Annotated in this window: 14 protein-coding genes and 1 pseudogene; 6 read left to right on the top strand and 9 right to left on the bottom strand. The window is 36.2% G+C overall.

The genetic code is table 11. From position 1 onward, the window contains the following. Positions 1 to 31 precede the first annotated feature (31 nt). Entirely contained in the window at positions 32 to 2,860 is a 2,829-nt protein-coding gene (gene glnE / locus J3U19_RS05535) for a bifunctional [glutamate--ammonia ligase]-adenylyl-L-tyrosine phosphorylase/[glutamate--ammonia-ligase] adenylyltransferase (protein ID WP_267345657.1), read from the top strand. 72 nt (positions 2,861 to 2,932) lie between these two features. Here the strand turns inward: glnE and ttcA are convergent, their stop codons facing one another. Continuing rightward, on the bottom strand, positions 2,933 to 3,829 hold the full coding sequence (gene ttcA / locus J3U19_RS05540) for a tRNA 2-thiocytidine(32) synthetase TtcA (RefSeq protein WP_267345658.1): 897 nt from the start codon (positions 3,827 to 3,829) through the stop codon (positions 2,933 to 2,935). 14 nt (positions 3,830 to 3,843) lie between these two features. Continuing rightward, entirely contained in the window at positions 3,844 to 4,416 is a 573-nt protein-coding gene (gene yeiP, locus J3U19_RS05545; protein WP_267340441.1) for an elongation factor P-like protein YeiP, read from the bottom strand. 128 nt (positions 4,417 to 4,544) lie between these two features. Here yeiP and J3U19_RS05550 point away from each other — a divergent pair, with 128 nt between their 5' ends. Beyond that, positions 4,545 to 4,811 carry a YkgJ family cysteine cluster protein gene (locus J3U19_RS05550; RefSeq protein ID WP_267345659.1) on the top strand — a complete coding sequence of 89 codons (267 nt, stop codon included), beginning with the start codon at positions 4,545 to 4,547 and terminating at the stop codon, positions 4,809 to 4,811. A gap of 172 nt (positions 4,812 to 4,983) precedes the next feature. Further along, complete coding sequence (locus tag J3U19_RS05555; protein WP_267340439.1) at positions 4,984 to 6,462, top strand: amino acid permease; 1,479 nt, start codon at positions 4,984 to 4,986, stop codon at positions 6,460 to 6,462. Positions 6,463 to 6,569: 107 nt separating this feature from the next. Here the strand turns inward: J3U19_RS05555 and infA are convergent, their stop codons facing one another. The 6 genes and pseudogenes from infA to bamD form a co-directional block, all read right to left on the bottom strand. Then, entirely contained in the window at positions 6,570 to 6,788 is a 219-nt protein-coding gene (gene infA, locus J3U19_RS05560; RefSeq protein WP_025315083.1) for a translation initiation factor IF-1, read from the bottom strand. Between the two features lie 225 nt (positions 6,789 to 7,013). After that, a complete protein-coding gene (nadD, locus tag J3U19_RS05565; RefSeq protein ID WP_267345660.1) occupies positions 7,014 to 7,670 on the bottom strand; it encodes a nicotinate-nucleotide adenylyltransferase in 657 nt (218 codons plus the stop codon). Next, positions 7,664 to 8,668 (bottom strand): DNA polymerase III subunit delta, encoded by a 1,005-nt coding sequence (gene holA / locus J3U19_RS05570; protein ID WP_267345662.1) that lies wholly within the window; start codon positions 8,666 to 8,668, stop codon positions 7,664 to 7,666. The genes nadD and holA overlap by 7 nt, the downstream gene beginning before the upstream one ends. A 9-nt stretch (positions 8,669 to 8,677) precedes the next feature. After that, entirely contained in the window at positions 8,678 to 9,172 is a 495-nt protein-coding gene (gene lptE, locus J3U19_RS05575; protein WP_267340435.1) for an LPS assembly lipoprotein LptE, read from the bottom strand. Between the two features lie 34 nt (positions 9,173 to 9,206). After that, the gene (gene leuS / locus J3U19_RS05580; protein WP_267345663.1) at positions 9,207 to 11,789 is read right to left on the bottom strand and encodes a leucine--tRNA ligase; all 2,583 of its coding nucleotides are present in this window, start codon (positions 11,787 to 11,789) and stop codon (positions 9,207 to 9,209) included. Positions 11,790 to 12,091: 302 nt separating this feature from the next. Continuing rightward, positions 12,092 to 12,814 (bottom strand): annotated as a pseudogene (bamD, locus tag J3U19_RS05585) (outer membrane protein assembly factor BamD); the annotation flags it as partial. Between the two features lie 92 nt (positions 12,815 to 12,906). On the opposite strand from bamD, the gene rluD reads away from it, so the two are divergent. Together rluD and pgeF are read left to right on the top strand one after the other, a co-directional pair. Beyond that, positions 12,907 to 13,881 carry a 23S rRNA pseudouridine(1911/1915/1917) synthase RluD gene (rluD, locus tag J3U19_RS05590; protein WP_267345664.1) on the top strand — a complete coding sequence of 325 codons (975 nt, stop codon included), beginning with the start codon at positions 12,907 to 12,909 and terminating at the stop codon, positions 13,879 to 13,881. 8 nt (positions 13,882 to 13,889) lie between these two features. Beyond that, positions 13,890 to 14,657, top strand: coding sequence for a peptidoglycan editing factor PgeF (gene pgeF, locus J3U19_RS05595; RefSeq protein ID WP_416380314.1), 768 nt, complete (start codon positions 13,890 to 13,892; stop codon positions 14,655 to 14,657). Positions 14,658 to 15,094: 437 nt separating this feature from the next. Here pgeF and proP read toward each other — a convergent pair whose 3' ends face one another. Further along, complete coding sequence (gene proP / locus J3U19_RS05600; protein WP_267345666.1) at positions 15,095 to 16,600, bottom strand: glycine betaine/L-proline transporter ProP; 1,506 nt, start codon at positions 16,598 to 16,600, stop codon at positions 15,095 to 15,097. A gap of 509 nt (positions 16,601 to 17,109) precedes the next feature. Between proP and J3U19_RS05605 the strand changes: the two genes are divergently transcribed. Further along, positions 17,110 to 17,297 (top strand): hypothetical protein (locus J3U19_RS05605; RefSeq protein WP_267340424.1); only part of this gene is annotated, 188 nt, incomplete at its 3' end.

A 17,297-nucleotide genomic window follows, 5' to 3' on the forward strand; every position in this document is an offset into this window, starting at 1 on the left:
GCGAATATCGTCATTAATACGAGAAAAGGATATGTCACAATCTGAAATTTTGAATCAACAAAAGCAGAAAATAACATCACAATTATCACAATGTGATCCAGATTATGTTCAGGATAATCTAAATATTTTGGTGCAAAGTGATTTTATGGTCGATACTTTCTATCGATATCCTAAGTGGCTTGCAAATATTATTCAATACCCACCACAAGCTGACGAAAGGTCTTATTACCAACAATGGCTTAATGAACAATTAACATCTGTCTCAGATGAAATGGCATTGATGAAAGCATTAAGATTATTTAGACGTTATATGTTAGTAAGGCTTGAATGGTCACAACTAATTCATACCAGTAGCGATGAACAAATATTAACTCAATTAAGTGAACTCGCTGAGGTCATAATTGTAACGGCACGTGATTGGTTATATGAATTAAGTTGTAAAGAGTGGGGAACACCGTATAGTCATCAAGGTAAACGTCAACCTTTGTTGGTATTGGGTATGGGAAAATTAGGAGGAGGAGAACTGAATTTTTCCTCCGATATTGATTTAATTTTTACTTATCCTGAACATGGGCAAACACAAGGTGGTCGGCGAGAACTGGATAATGCTGTATTTTTTACTCGCTTAGGACAACGTTTAATAAAAGTACTCGATAATCTTACCGAAGATGGATTTGTATACCGTGTGGATATGCGATTACGCCCACTTGGAGAGGGAGGACCTTTAGTTTTAAGTTTTTCATCTATGGAAGATTATTACCAAGAACAAGGGCGAGATTGGGAACGTTATGCTATGGTTAAGGTAAAAGTATTAGGAGATCAACAAGATCCCTATAGCAAAGAACTTTACCAAATGCTTAAACCTTTTGTCTATCGTCGTTATATTGATTTTAGTGTTTTACAATCACTGCGTAATATGAAAAGTATGATTGAACGTGAAGTGCGTCGTCGTGGTTTAAAAAACAATATTAAACTAGGCGCGGGTGGCATTCGCGAAATCGAATTTATTGTACAGGTTTTTCAACTGATTCGAGGAGGCCGTGTCATAGGATTACAAACACGTTCCTTACTTACTGCGTTACAGGTAATTGAACAAGAAGCACTGCTTGATACTAATGAAGTTGCTCAATTACGGAACAATTACTTATTTTTACGCCGCTGCGAAAATTTACTGCAAGCGATTAATGATGAGCAAACTCAGACATTACCAGAAGAAGAACTTGACCAAATTCGTTTAGCTACCAATATGGGATTTTCGAATTGGTCAGAATTTAGTCAACAGTTAGCTATTCGTATGCAACAAAATCGCCAGATATTTGATACCCTTATTGGTAACGATGATTCACAATCGATCCCGAGCACAAAACAATATAATGATCTGTTTGATGATCTATGGGTTCCTGATTTGCAATTAAGTGATATACAAGCTGTATTGCCAAACTATTCAGATAGCGAAGCAGAGCAACTTTGTCAAATGCTTATTCAATTTCGTAATGATATTGGTAAACGTACAATAGGTGTACGTGGGCGTGAAATACTCGATCAATTAATGCCTCGTATATTAGATGCTGTTTGTAATGAACCTCAGGCAATCATGGTTTTTTTGCGCATTTTCCCTTTATTGGTAAACATTGTTAGTCGTACGACTTATTTAGAGCTATTGCTCGAATATCCAAGTGCATTAAGGCAGTTGATTCGTTTATGTAGTGCATCCCCAATGATTAGTGATCAACTGGCTCACTATCCAATTTTATTAGATGAATTAATTGATATTAATTCACTTTATCAAACGGTTGCACCTAATGAGTATAAAAGTCAACTTTATCAATACTTATTACGCATTCAAATTGACGATGAAGAACAGCAATTAGAAGCCTTGCGTCAATTTAAACAGATGCAATTATTGCACATTGCCGCAGCCGATGTGGAACATGTATTATCCACTATGAAAGTCAGTGATCACCTGACTTATGTGGCGGAAGCATTACTTGATTTTGTTGTACAAATGGCTTGGAATCAGATGATTGAACGTTATGGTAAACCAGCCCATTTAGCCCATAATGATAAAGGAATAATTGTGGTTGCTTATGGTAAATTAGGCGGTTGGGAGTTGGGATATGGTTCTGATCTGGATTTGGTTTTTCTGCATGATTGTCCTGCAAATAGCCTCACTAATGGTGAGAAACAGATTGATAGTCGCCAATTTTATTTACGCTTGGTTCAACGTATTATTCACTTATTCAATGTGCGTACTAGTTTTGGTATCCTCTATGAAGTGGATGTCAGATTACGCCCACAAGGCGATGCTGGCTTACTCGCATGCAGTTTAGATTCCTTTGCTGATTATCAAATGAATGAAGCATGGACATGGGAACATCAAGCTTTAGTAAGAGCTCGTGCAGTTTATGGTGAAAGTGCCCTAATAAAACGTTTCAACCAAATTCGTCACGACGTGCTTTGCAAACCACGTGATGAAAACCAATTAAAAATTGAAGTTAGGCAAATGCGTGAAAAAATGCGAAATTATTTAGGAACTCACCAAACTGAACTGTTTAACCTCAAAATTGATGAAGGTGGCATTGGTGACATTGAATTTTTATCACAATATTTGGTGCTCAATTATGCTAATACACATCCTAAAATGACCGCTTGGAGTGACAATGTTCGAATATTGGAGTTAGCCACTCATTATCAAATTATGGACAGTCATGAAGCTAAGCAATTAACTCACGCTTATATTAACATGCGTAATAAAATTCATCAGCTTGCGCTGCAATTATTACCAAGTACAGTCAATAATTTACAATTTTATCAAGAAAAACAGATTGTCAATCAGAGTTGGCAAAAGTGGTTAACGTAATAGTTTAGGTGATCCATTATCGGTTAATAGAGGGTAGTTAGCCGATAATGGATATTCACTATTTGAAAGGGGTTATTTTGCTTCTTTCCATAGGATCAAATCTTGCTCTTCAAATTCTGAGGCATCAAAACTCCTGGTGGGAGCAATCTCTTCGCGGTCAAAAGCAATATCGCCGCCATTCACGGCATTATCCCCTTTTTTGATTCCTCTAAAATCAAAAAGGTTAGTGTCACATAAGTGAGACAGAGTAATATTTTGGGTAGCTCGGAACATAGTTTCAATACGACCTGGATATTTTTTATCCCACTCATTTAGCATCTCTTTAATGACTTGACGTTGTAAATTTGGTTGTGAACCACAAAGATTACAAGGAATAATTGGGAACTGCTTAATTTCAGCATATTTGGCAATATCCTTCTCTTTGCAATAAGCAAGGGGACGGATAATAATATGCTCACCAGAATCATTCATCAGTTTGGGAGGCATGGCTTTTAGCTTACCACCATAGAACATATTTAAAAACAGGGTTTCTAAAATATCATCACGATGATGCCCTAATGCTATTTTGGTCGCGCCCAGTTCGGTTGCCGTGCGGTATAATATCCCCCGTCGTAAGCGTGAGCAAAGCGAACAGGTAGTTTTACCTTCAGGGATCTTTTCTTTCACAATACCGTAAGTATTTTCCTGTACGATCTTATACTCAATACCTAATGATTCTAAATATTGAGGTAGAATATGTTCAGGAAATCCTGGTTGCTTTTGATCTAAATTTACCGCTATTAATTCAAAGTTGATCGGTGCGCTCATTTTCAAATTAATAAGGATATCAAGTAGAGTATAGCTATCTTTACCACCTGATAAACATACCATAATACGATCGCCATCTTCGATCATATTAAAATCAGCGATTGCCTCGCCAGTTAAGCGACGCAATCGTTTATGTAATTTATTTTGATTATATGTATTCATCACAATTTTATAGATTACTCAGCACGGCTCATGTAACGACGTTCAGCAATATGAATTTTGATTTTTTCATGGTTATCAATGTATTCAGGTACTTGTATAACAAGACCCGTTGATAATGTGGCTGGTTTAGTGCGAGCACTTGCTGAAGCACCTTTGATGCTTGGTGAGGTTTCAATAATTTCTAAATCTACTGTTTGTGGTAATTCTAAGGCAATCACATCACCATCCGCCATCAACACTTGAATGCCATTCATACCACCTTCTGGAATGAACAGTAACTCTTCTTCAATTTGTTCTTTTTTGAAGATAAATGGCGTATAGTCTTCATTGTCCATAAACACATATTCATCGCCATCGATATAAGAAAAACTGACTGGACGACGAGAAAGTTCAATGGTTTCGATAATATCATCACCTTTGAAACGTTCTTCTACTTTACCTCCGTTTTTTACATCGGTAAAACGCATTTTATACAGTGTACTGGCACCGCGAGCACTAGGACTTTGAACATCGATGTCTTTAACAAGAAGGAGTTTTCCATTGTATGTGACCGCATCGCCACGTTTTATTTCATTTGCTTTAGCCATAATATTTATTCTTCACAATTTATGATAGTAAGGATCAGACAAGGTAAAAATGAGCTCGCTATTTTACCGCTAACTTGCTATTGTCACCATCAAAATTTGTCGAAAAACCTTAAAATAAAGGAAATAGTATGGTTAATGTATATGAATGTCGAAAAAAATGTGGGGCTTGCTGTATTGCACCCTCAATTTCATCCGCAATTCCTGGTATGCCTAATGGCAAACCTGCAGGTATTGCTTGCATTCATTTAGATGATAATTTTCAATGTGGTCTTTTCAAGCAACCATCAAGACCGTTAGTTTGTGGTCGATTAAAACCCTGTTTTGAAATGTGTGGCAATAATCGACAACACGCTATGCATTATTTAACTCAATTAGAACAGTTGACTAGCAATTAAGTATTGCTTAAATTTAACAAACCAGATCGATTATTAGAATTATTTATCTCGAAAAGTTGTTTTTTTGATAAACTTCACCGCACTTCAATATCTAGTAATAAATATCAATAATTATAGAATTAATTTTTGCTATACAGATTAGGAAATATCTTAACTGATAGCTGTTTTTTCTATGAAATTTAATATCAATAAACAGAAGAACATTGTTATGAAAAATAAATTAAAACGAGATTTAAAAGCTCGTCATTTAACGATGATTGCTATCGGTGGTTCAATCGGAACGGGGCTATTTGTAGCATCTGGTGCAACAGTTGCTCAAGCAGGCCCAGGTGGTGCGCTACTTTCATACGCCATTATTGGCGTGATGGTGTATTTTTTAATGACCAGTCTTGGTGAACTTGCCGCCTATTTACCTGTTTCAGGAACATTCGCAACTTATGGTGCACGTTATGTCGATGAAGCATTTGGTTTTGCAATCGGTTGGAACTACTGGTATAACTGGGCAATAACTGTTGCTGTTGATTTAGTTGCCGCTCAGTTGGTTATCTCGTATTGGATTGATGCAGGGGCTTACAGTTGGTTATGGAGTCTACTCTTTTTAAGCATTATATTTTGTTTAAATTATATTTCCGTCAAAGGATTTGGTGAGGCTGAGTTTTGGTTTTCTTTAATTAAAGTCGTCACAGTTATTGTATTTATCGTTGTTGGATTGTTGATGATAATCGGCATTTTACGTGGTGCAGAAAGTGCAGGTTGGCAAAACTGGCAAGTCGGTGATGCGCCTTTTGTCGGTGGATTTTCATCAATGATTGGTGTCGCAATGGTGGTTGGATTTTCATTCCAAGGTACTGAATTAATTGGTATTGCAGCGGGTGAATCAAAGGATCCTGAAAAAAATATCCCAAGAGCTATGCGACAAGTATTTTGGCGTATATTATTATTTTATATCTTTGCAATTTTAGTTATCAGTTTGATTATTCCTTATACTGATCCTAATTTGCTACGCAATGATGAAGCGGATATCAGTGTTAGTCCATTTACATTAGTATTCCAACATGCTGGACTGTTGTCAGCTGCGGCTTTGATGAATGCCGTTATTTTAACTTCAGTTTTATCTGCAGGTAACTCGGGTCTTTATGCATCAACACGTATGCTTTACGCACTAGCTCGAGAAGGAAAAGCACCAAAAATATTTGGTCACTTATCATCATCAGGTGTACCACGTGCAGCATTGTTAGCAACCACATTTGTTGCGATGCTCTGTTTTTTAACTTCAATGTATAAAGATCAAGCCGTTTATTTGTGGTTACTTAATATGTCGGGTATGACAGGATTTATTGCTTGGCTTGGCATTGCTATTAGCCATTATCGTTTTAGAAAGGGTTACCTGATTCAAGGTAATGATGTCAATAAATTGCCTTACCGTTCAAGTTGCTTTCCATTTGGTCCTATTTTTGCCTTTGTATTATGCTTAATTATTACTTTAGGACAAAATTATGAAGCGTTTTTACAAGACACTATAGATTGGAATGGTGTAATTGCCACTTACATTGGTATACCATTATTCTTTGCGATTTATTTTACCTACAAAATAGTCAAAAAGACCAAATGGGTAAAATACGATGAAATGGATTTTTCCAAAGCAGATTAATGCTCCAGATTTTCCAAAACTTCCTAATTTTCCGTCGACGTTTGTCGACGGCCTTTTATTAAGAAAGAGATAAATAATCGGTTGTGTGGATTATTTTGATAACGATATTAGCGACTACGGAATATGATACGTGCTTTAGAGAGATCGTAAGGCGTCATTTCAACAGTTACTTTATCACCAGTTAAAATACGAATGTAATTTTTTCGCATCTTACCAGAAATATGTGCAGTAACAACATGACCATTTTCGAGTTCAACACGGAACATCGTGTTTGGGAGTGTATCAAGTATTGTACCTTGCATTTCAATGTTATCTTCTTTTGCCATTTGGGCCTCTTAAATAATAAATACAAATTAAATATACTTAAATTGCAAATCATATTTCACACGATTAACATGTGCGTGAAAAAACCATAAGCTTTTTCGTTACCATATTGATTGTTTAAAATAGGACTTCGCAAATTACAGCATAAACATAAAAAAACTGAATTTAGAATATATAAACTTAGCGGCAAAATAATGCCGAAAAAACTGTCAGATGTAAAGTCCTTTCTACTTTTTCTTTGTGTTATAAAGTGCATGTTGATGAATATAATGCCAAACTTTAGCTGGCAACAAATTTTTATAGTTTTGTTTAGTGTTGATATTTTGTCTGATTTCCGTAGCTGAAATATTTTCAAGTGGTGTATGAGCAAAAAAAATGTAACCATAAGGAGAATCATGTAAATCTTTAACATTCATTGTCTGATGTGCAGCTATCCAATTTTGTAACTCGATATTATTGGTTTTTTCTGCATAGCCAGGTCTACGACAAATGAGCAAATGGCAATAATCAAGCAGTGTTTGCCATTTATGCCAAGTAGGTAGGCTCAGCAATGAATCTTGACCCATAATAAATGCTAACCCTTTTTCATAACTATTTTCCTGACGCCATTTTTCTAACGTTTCAATTGTATAGGAAGGTCTCTTTAATTTTTCAGATGATATTTCCCGAGTATCAATTGAAAATAAAGGAACATCCTCTATCGCCAAATTTAGCATCGCCAGACGTTGCTCAGTTGTTGCTACTGGCGGTGGTTTATGTGGAGGAGTTTGGTTAGGTAATAAGCTAATTTGGGTTAAGCCAATTTCTTTGGCTAAAGCCATAGCGGGATGTATATGTCCATAATGCACGGGATCAAATGTACCACCTAACAAAGCTGTTAACATTTATTCAATCCCATAAATTGAAGTGTTAGAGCAGATAAAGCATCCCAAATTTGTAATTGATTATCATGTTTAAAACGTATTTCAATTTCAGTCAGTTGCTTGAGTGTATTAAATAGATCTTTAATATCAAAACGATTTAAATAAGCGCTATACATCGGTCTTTTATTTTGCCAAATTTTATATTCGTCAAAAACTTGTTTAAACGATTTGGTTAATAATCCTTTTTTCAAATTGATGAGTAAGATAAGTTCTCGTTGTATAATACGCAGTAAAATTAATGGTTCAAATTCATTCATCTTTAGCTGTTGCATTACATGGGCTGCGCGCTTAGTTTTATGTGACATCATTGCATCAATCCAATGATAAGGCGAAAATATTGCTGAATCATTAATATTACTTTCGACTTGATCATAATTGATAGTCTGATTTGGGAACAGTAATTTTAATTGTTCAATAATTTGAGTTAATGCAAGTAAATTACCCTCATAATAGTAACAGAGTAACTCAATTGCCTGTGGTTCAATCTGCATCTGTTTTTGCTGCAGATGATTGATAACCCACTTAGGTAATTGAACCTCATCAGGAGTATTACAACTTACCACAACTAACTTATCAGATAATCTTTTGTACCATGGTGCGTTTTCATTCGTTTTAGTGATTTTATTTACATTAATGATTAAGACAACATCAGAAGTTAACATTTCACTTAACGCATTGAGCTTAGTGGTAATATTGGCATTGATTGAACCTTCACCAAAATCCAATAAAATCAATGTATTGTCAGAAAACAAATTCATTTCTTGGCAACTGTCAAAGATAGTTGACCAATCGGTTTGATTATCTATATTAAACGTGTATGGTTCATTAAATCCTAATTGTTTAAAAGAGGTTTTTAATTGAGTGTGGGCATAGTGTTGTAAATAAGGATCATTCCCTATTATTAAATAATAAGGCGATCCTAATTTTGTTGTGATTTGATCAGCGTTGATTTTAATCATATCAATTTGTTAATTAATGGCATCAACAGATTTTAATTTTCGAATAATTTGTTTGGCTGCTTCCACATACATTTCATCTTCAATCAAATCTTGTTCAGTCGTTTTCGCAAGCGCGGCTGATGGATTATCGAAAAATGTTCGGAAAACACGAACATTAATTGGGTAAATTTTTTCATTTTCGATAATCACTTGTGTCTCAACAGTTAAAACTAATTGATATTCCGCTGCTTTACCATCTTTATAAATTGATATTGTGCTACGATTTAATGAATCTCTTACGACCTTTAATACTGGATGATTTTGTGAATCCCCAGTATTGGCTAACGTAACGTGATTATCGCGTAACAATTCTTTAATATCTCGTGAAAGCCGTCCATAAGGATCATGACTTACATAAGACATCGTTTTAAAACGTGTTGGCACTTCTGTCTCGTGTTGTAAATGAAATCCACATCCAGTTAAGGATATTGTTAATAACATGAGAAAAGCTAAATATTTTTTCATATCCACTACCGCCTATATTGAGTTATAAACAATATTAACCAACAACAAGATTTAATAATTTACCAGGCACATAAATCACTTTTCGAATCGAAACATCAACCAAATATTTTTGGATATTGGGTTCTTGTTTAGCTTGTTCTATGACCGAATCTTGATCCGCATTTGCTGGTACGGTAAATTTGCCGCGTACTTTACCATTGATTTGTATCACAATGAGTTTTTCATCCTCAACCATTGCTGAATCATCTGCAACTGGCCATTGGCTATCATCAATGGATTGGCTGTGTCCTAACGCTTGCCACATCACAAAACAAGCATGAGGCATCATAGGATAAAGTAAACGAACAATAGCATTTAACGCTTCGTTCATTAATGCACGATCTTGTTCAGATTCTTGAGGTGCTTTTTGCAAGCGATTCATAAATTCCATTACCGCCGCAATTGCAGTATTAAATGTTTGACGGCGACCAATGTCATCACTTACTTTGGCAATCGTTTTATGTAATTCACGACGTAATGATTTCTGATTGTTGTCAAGTGAGGCAACATTAAGCTCTGCTGTTTGGCCTTTTTGTGCATGCTCATACACTAGTCGCCATACACGTTTAATGAAGCGATTGGCACCTTCAACACCTGATTCTTGCCATTCAAGGGTCATATCAGCAGGTGAGGCAAACATCATAAATAAGCGAACCGTATCTGCACCGTATTTTTCGACCATCTCTTGCGGGTCAATACCATTATTCTTGGATTTTGACATCTTTGTCATACCTGCATGCACAAGTTCATTACCTTTATTATCAACAGCTTTAGCAATACGACCTTTTTCATCACGCTCAATGGTCACCTCTGTTGGTGATACCCAAATACGTTCATTCGTTGGACTGGTGTAATAAAATGCATCAGCTAATACCATGCCTTGGCAAAGTAAACGTTTGGCTGGTTCGTCAGATGTGACTAAACCAAAATCACGCATTAACTTATGAAAGAATCTGAAATAAAGAAGATGCATAATCGCATGCTCAATACCGCCTACATACTGATCGACAGGTAACCAATAATTCGCTGCTTTTTCATCTAACATGCCTTTGTCATAGTGAGGGCAAGTATAACGCGCGTAGTACCAAGATGATTCCATAAACGTGTCGAAAGTGTCGGTTTCGCGTAAGGCGAGTTGACCATTAACCATAGTTTTAGCCCAGTTAGGATCGGCTTTAATTGGGCTTGTGATACCATTCATTTCGACATCTTCTGGTAAGATAACAGGCAATTGATCTTCCGGTGTTGGAATCGTGGTGCCATCTTCTAGAGTAACCATTGGAATTGGTGCACCCCAATAGCGTTGGCGTGAAACGCCCCAATCGCGTAAGCGATAATTGACTTTCCGAGTACCAATACCAAGAGCAGTTAGCTTATCTGCAATCGCATTGAATGCTTGCTCAAAATCAAGGCCATTAAATTCGCCAGAATTAAATAATTTACCATGTTCGGTATAAGCTTGCTTAGAAAGATCGGGTGCATTACCTTCTTGGTTCAAAATAACCGGTTTAATTGGTAGGTTATATTTAGTAGCAAATTCGTAATCACGCTCATCGTGCCCCGGTACTGCCATAACTGCACCAGTACCATACTCAATTAGTACAAAATTAGCGATCCAAACTGGCACTTTATTGCCAGTTAATGGATGAATGGCATAATAGCCCGTTGGCATACCTTTCTTTTCCATCGTCGCCATATCAGCTTCAGCAGTTTTAGTGTTTTTACATTCGGCAATAAATTCAGCAAGTTTAGCATCGCTTTGAGCGGCTAATTGTGCAAGAGGGTGTTCTGCTGCAACTGACACAAAACTTACGCCCATTAAAGTATCAGGACGGGTCGTATAAACACGTAATTTATCCGCATAGTTTTCGACGGCGAAATCAAATTCAACGCCCTCTGAGCGCCCAATCCAATTACGTTGCATAGTCCTAACTTGTTCAGGCCAGCTTTCTAAGGTATCCAAATCATTAAGCAACTCTTCTGCATATGCCGTAATTTTGATAAACCATTGTGGTATCTCTTTACGTTCAACTGGGGTACTGCAACGCCAACAGCAACCTTCAATGACTTGTTCATTAGCAAGTACGGTTTGATCATTAGGACACCAGTTGACGGCAGACGTTTTTTTATAGACTAAACCTTTTTCATACAGCTTAGTAAAAAACCATTGTTCCCATTTATAATATTCAGGGCGGCAAGTCGTAACTTCGCGATCCCAATCATAACCAAAACCTAACAATTGTAACTGCTTTTTCATATAAGCAATATTTTCATAGGTCCATTTTGCTGGAGCAGTATTGTTCTTAACCGCTGCACCTTCAGCGGGTAAACCAAATGCATCCCAGCCAATTGGTTGCAATACATTTTTGCCATTTAAGCGTTGATAACGTGAAATGGTATCGCCGATTGTGTAGTTACGAACATGACCAAGATGTAAACGCCCAGAAGGGTAAGGTAGCATTGATAAACAGTAATATTTTTCTTTGGATGGATCTTCTGTAACGTGGAAAGTTTTATTTTCTAGCCAATGTTGTTGTACGGCGGCTTCTATTTCATCGGGGCGATATTGTTCTTGCATGACGAATTAATGTCCTATCTATTATTGCTAATAAAAATAATTTGCTAATTGTATTGGTTATTGTAGTGTTTTACAAACGTTATATGCATGGTTTGTCTGAATTGTTAAGCAAAAAGAAGAAGGGGCAGTTGACTAAAAGCATTAACTGATAGAAATGAATAATCTACATATAATGGTTTTTCAGATTATGGCAAAAATAATAAGCGGAGTTGATCTCCGCTTATTAAGTTTTAACCGCCATTAAATACACTGGTCAATCTCGATAATAATGATTTTTGCTCTTCTTTAGGCATATTTTCAAAATTCGCTTGAATTAACTCATCGACTTTTTGGGTTTCGTTAGCTAAGCCCAATTCATTATAAGCATTGCGCATCAATAAAAGTGCTTTTTTCGTTGAGTCTGTGTCAGGAAATAACGATATCATTCGGCTTACCCGATTAATTACTGCAACGTAAGCACCACGTTTAGTGTAATACTCTGCAATTTTTAATTGGTACCGAGATAATCTATTTTTCAGATAGATCAGACGTTTCTGGGCATCAGCAGCGTAAGGACTGTCTGGAAAACTTGAAACAAGATAGGTAAAATCCTTGAACGCAGCCATAGCAAAATCAGGATCTCTATCGGAACGATCGACGTTAAACCAACCTTGGATAGTATTATCATCTTGTGCCATGTTAGTGATACCGCGCATGTAGATAATCCAATCTATATTGGGATGAGTTGGATTCAATTTTAAAAATCGGTCAATTGACGCAATAGTCAATGGAAAATCACCGGATTTATAATAGGCATAAATTAAGTCAAGCTGTACTTGTTGTGAATAAGGACCAAATGGATAGTTCTTATCGATTGTCTCTAATATGGTAATACTGGATTTTATGTTACCACTTTCGAGTTCACTTCGAGCTTTGTTATGTAGATCTAATTCTGATACATTTTCAACATCTGGCTTAGAAGAAGTACAGCCAATTAGCATGCTAGCTAAAGTGATTGCTAATAAAGTGTGTAAACGTAGTTTCATTCGGTTTTCAGTCCAAATTTAATTAAACATTAAAGGCAATGATTGGTATATAATACTCTAAATCCTAACAGCTTAAAATAGATAAATTACACATGCACGAGTTAAAATTATCGACCGAAATTGAACACACCCAGCTAGGAATGCGCTTAGATCAAGCGTTATCAGAACTTTTCCCTGATTACTCAAGATCGAGAATTAAAGATTGGATCGTTAATAATAAAGTTACAGTCAACAATATCATTGTCAATAAACCGAAAGAACGTGTTCTTGGTGGTGAAAAAATATGCATAAACGCTGAAATTGAGGAAGAAACTTATCATCAGCCAGAAGATATCAAACTTAATATTGTTTATGAAGATGATGATATTTTAGTGATTAATAAGCCTCGAGATTTGGTTGTGCATCCGGGCGCAGGTAACCCCAATGGCACTGTATTAAATGCTTTATTGCATTATTACCCAGAAATATCGCGTGTACCACGTGCGGGTATTGTTCATCGATTAGATAAAGACACAACTGGTTTAATGGTTGTCGCAAAAACAATTGTAGCCCAAACGCATTTAGTTGAATCATTACAACTGCGCGAAATCACCCGTGAATATGAAGCAGTAGCAATGGGAATTATTACCGCAGGTGGCACAGTTGATCAACCGATCACACGGCATCCCACTAAACGAACACATATGGCGGTATTCCCGACAGGTAAACCTGCGGTAACACATTATCGAGTAATGGAAAGATATCGATTACATACGCGTTTACGCTTACGTTTAGAAACCGGGCGAACTCACCAAATCCGTGTGCATATGTCACATATAGCACATCCACTGGTTGGTGATCCATTATATGGAGGACGTCCGAGACCGCCAAAAGGTGCCAATGAATCGTTGATTCAAACCTTACGTAATTTTGATCGGCAAGCACTGCATGCTACTATGTTACGTCTATTCCATCCTGTTACAGGTGAACAGATGGAGTGGCATGCGCCTCTTCCTGAAGATATGCAAAACTTAATTCTAGCATTACAGGAAGATACTGAACTTCACAAAGATGAACTGGATTGGTAACCAAGATGATCAAATCGATTTACCCTTATTGGACTGCACCTAAAAATATTCATGCGTTTACTACAACCAGAACTGGTGGTGTCAGTTTAGCGCCATTTGCCAGTTTAAATTTGGGTAATCGTACTGATGATAATTTAGAGCATGTTGCTGAAAATCGCAAACGTATCATTCGCGCCCAGCAGATACCAAGTGAACCTTATTGGCTTACTCAAACGCATAGCACTACAGCATTGGATATTTCACAAATTACTCTACAAGCGCCAACAGGCATGATAAATACTCATCGAACATTTGAAGCCGATGCTTCTTATACTCATCAACCAAAGCAAGTTAGTGTCGTGCTAACAGCGGACTGTATGCCTGTATTATTTTGTTCGATAAAAGGGGATGAAGTTGCTGCTGCACATGCGGGTTGGCGAGGGTTATGTTATGGTATTTTAGAAGAAACGGTTAAAAAATTTGCGTGCCCAACCAATGAAATATTAGCTTGGATGGGACCCGCCATCAGTGTAAAAAAATTTGAGGTAGGTGTTGAAGTCAAACATCAATTTGAAAAAATCGATTCTAACGCTAAGCTGGCTTTCACTTTAATTAATCCAACTGAGAAAAAATATCTGGCTGATTTGTATCTAATAGCCAAACAACGTCTGCAAGCTATGGGAGTTGTTAATGTGTTTGGTGGTGACTACTGCACCTACACTGAACAAGATAAATTTTTTTCATATCGTCGTGAAAATAAGACGGGTCGAATGGCATCGATGATTTGGTTTGACTGAACCGTAAAGTAGGATGCTACATAAAAATACGATCTAGCGTTTATAGCATAATCTAATTTCAATTGAAATCAATAAGAAATATTGACCTATTGAATATTGCAAATCCGATTTTGCTGGATTTAGGCTATGATATTGTGAATATGCTCACTCATGTCCGAGTCAAAATCGTTTATTAAAGCTTTATAACATTTAAAAAATGAAATTTAACCAAAACCAAAACCAAAAGATCCATCTGATAGAAACAAAGTCTATTTAGAATCTGACTTGTTGCTGAAAAATGAAATTTAAGGGATAAAAATAAAATGAAGCGGTATAGAATCCTGAATATTTTTTACAAATTGTTCGTGATGGTTTATTAAGGCTTTTGCAATAAAAGCCTTAATTAGAAAAGATATCCATATGATAAAAAACAAATTCAAGCTGAAACAAGCAAAACTTCAATCTAATTTTGGATGTTGATCGACTAAATCTTGCCGCTGTTCCTGCAGATTTTCGATTTGTTCATCGATATCTTCCACTTTTTGCTCGATGGAATCAAAGTGATTCGATAAGATCTCTTTTGCTTCAGAACGATCTGATGCCGCAGGCGTTGCACCTCGTAGTGGTTGATTGGCGGTTTCTCTCATTTTTATACCAGTAAGCAATCCTATTAATGCAACAATCATTAAGTAATAAGCGGGCATGTAGAGGTTATTTGTCTCTTCCACTAACCAAGCGGCAACAGTTGGTGTTGCGCCAGCAATCAACACTGAAACATTAAATGAAATAGCCAAGGCACTGTAACGGATATTGGTTGGAAAGATGGCTGGTAAAATTGATGCCATTACTCCTGTAAAACAGTTTAGCAAAACCGCCAATATCAATAATCCTAAAAAAATAAGGCCAATCACATCACTGTTAATCATTACAAAGGCAGGATAGGAAAGAATAAGTAATCCAAGACTTCCTCCTATTATAAAGGGTCTACGTCCTATTTTATCACTAATTAACCCTATCATTGGTTGTACAAATAACATGCCAATCATAATAGCAATAATTATTAATACTCCATGATCAGTATGATAATTTAAATTGTGTGATAAGTAACTTGGCATATAGGTTAGAAGCATGTAATAGGTGACATTAGTCACAATAACTAATCCAACACAAACAAATAAACTTTTCCAATACTGAGTAATGATTTTTTTGAAAGTCATTTTAGGTGGATTTGCGACATGAGTTTGTTCGTTTTTTTCCATTGAATCAGTATGTTGTACAAATGCTGGCGTTTCTTCTAATGCATGGCGTAAATATAGACCAATTAGCCCTAATGGCAGAGCAAATAAAAATGGGATCCGCCATCCCCAGTATTGGAAGTTAGCATCACTGAGGAGAGTTGATAATAGCACTACTAAGCCAGCGCCCACTAGAAACCCTGCAATAGAGCCAAAATCCAGCCAACTGCCCATAAATCCTCGTTTACGGTCTGGCGAGTACTCAGCCACAAAAATGGCGGCACCAGAATATTCACCGCCAATCGAAAAGCCTTGTGCTAATTTAGCTAACAATAATAATATTGGTGCGGTAATACCAATTGATGCATAGGAAGGAATCAACCCAATACAAAATGTACTTAATGACATGATAATGATGGTGATAGAAAGTACTTTTTGGCGACCAAATTTATCGCCTAATATGCCAAATACTAATCCCCCCAATGGTCGAACTAAAAAAGGCACCGAGAAAGTTGCTAATGCAGCAACCACTTGTACATTTGGTGAAGCATTAGGAAAAAAAACTTGTCCTAATACATAAGCTAAAAAGCCATAAACACCAAAATCAAACCATTCCATTGCGTTACCAAGTGCTGCTGCAATGATGGCTTTTTTTAATTTGCTGTCATCAATAATAGTTATGTCATTTATGTTCAATGGGTGATTTTTCGGTTTTATAGTTTTCTTCATAAAATACCGCCTTTCTTCATACAATAAATGAAACAGAGTGAATTGGTTGCTAATCAATAACTATCTAATAAAATTTAAATTATTTATTAACTGCGTGGTATTCATTTAAATATTTTTGATGAAAAATTAATCAAAAATAAAAAGAGGATATTAAAAAGCAAAATTGATGTTTTGTTGATGCATTTTAAATTAACTAAATCTCGACAAAACCATCCCTTTTCATAAAAATTAGGTGCTGATTATAGCAAAATGCCCAAATTATGTAAAATGCACACAATTAACAGTTTAATTTTTTTATTAAATTATTAACCTGTATTTATTCATAAACGTTACAGTTAGACAATCATGTAAATGACTGATTGCTAGTCATTTGGCGATTGAAAAATGATCTATAAAGAAGTATTTTATAGCCTAGCTTAATAATTATGATCAATTGTTTACATCACTAATATGTAGTTCAAAATAGCAAAATTGTTTTTGCCGTGCACATGAAATATATCGAGGATAACATGGATAAAGGATTAACCCATCTGATCAATCCATTGGAAAATGGTTTAAGTCATGGTTTAAAACATGGATTAAAGCGCAGTCTGAAGAAAGGCACCGTCCATAATCGCTATACCTTAACTGTCGATGGTCAAAGCGCGCCGATTTCGGTTTTACAGGTTGCCGGCAATGAACAACTCAACCAGCCCTG

Source organism: Gilliamella sp. B2828 (assembly GCF_026537125.1).
Lineage (GTDB): Bacteria > Pseudomonadota > Gammaproteobacteria > Enterobacterales > Orbaceae > Gilliamella.

Excerpts from the sequence above, each read along its gene's own strand:
- glnE (WP_267345657.1), top strand. The coding sequence starts at position 32 with ATGTCACAATCTGAAATTTTGAATCAACAAAAGCAGAAAATAACATCA.
- ttcA (WP_267345658.1), bottom strand. The coding sequence starts at position 3,829 with ATGAATACATATAATCAAAATAAATTACATAAACGATTGCGTCGCTTA.
- yeiP (WP_267340441.1), bottom strand. The coding sequence starts at position 4,416 with ATGGCTAAAGCAAATGAAATAAAACGTGGCGATGCGGTCACATACAAT.
- J3U19_RS05550 (WP_267345659.1), top strand. The coding sequence starts at position 4,545 with ATGGTTAATGTATATGAATGTCGAAAAAAATGTGGGGCTTGCTGTATT.
- J3U19_RS05555 (WP_267340439.1), top strand. The coding sequence starts at position 4,984 with ATGAAATTTAATATCAATAAACAGAAGAACATTGTTATGAAAAATAAA.
- infA (WP_025315083.1), bottom strand. The coding sequence starts at position 6,788 with ATGGCAAAAGAAGATAACATTGAAATGCAAGGTACAATACTTGATACA.
- nadD (WP_267345660.1), bottom strand. The coding sequence starts at position 7,670 with ATGTTAACAGCTTTGTTAGGTGGTACATTTGATCCCGTGCATTATGGA.
- holA (WP_267345662.1), bottom strand. The coding sequence starts at position 8,668 with ATGATTAAAATCAACGCTGATCAAATCACAACAAAATTAGGATCGCCT.
- lptE (WP_267340435.1), bottom strand. The coding sequence starts at position 9,172 with ATGAAAAAATATTTAGCTTTTCTCATGTTATTAACAATATCCTTAACT.
- leuS (WP_267345663.1), bottom strand. The coding sequence starts at position 11,789 with ATGCAAGAACAATATCGCCCCGATGAAATAGAAGCCGCCGTACAACAA.
- rluD (WP_267345664.1), top strand. The coding sequence starts at position 12,907 with ATGCACGAGTTAAAATTATCGACCGAAATTGAACACACCCAGCTAGGA.
- proP (WP_267345666.1), bottom strand. The coding sequence starts at position 16,600 with ATGAAGAAAACTATAAAACCGAAAAATCACCCATTGAACATAAATGAC.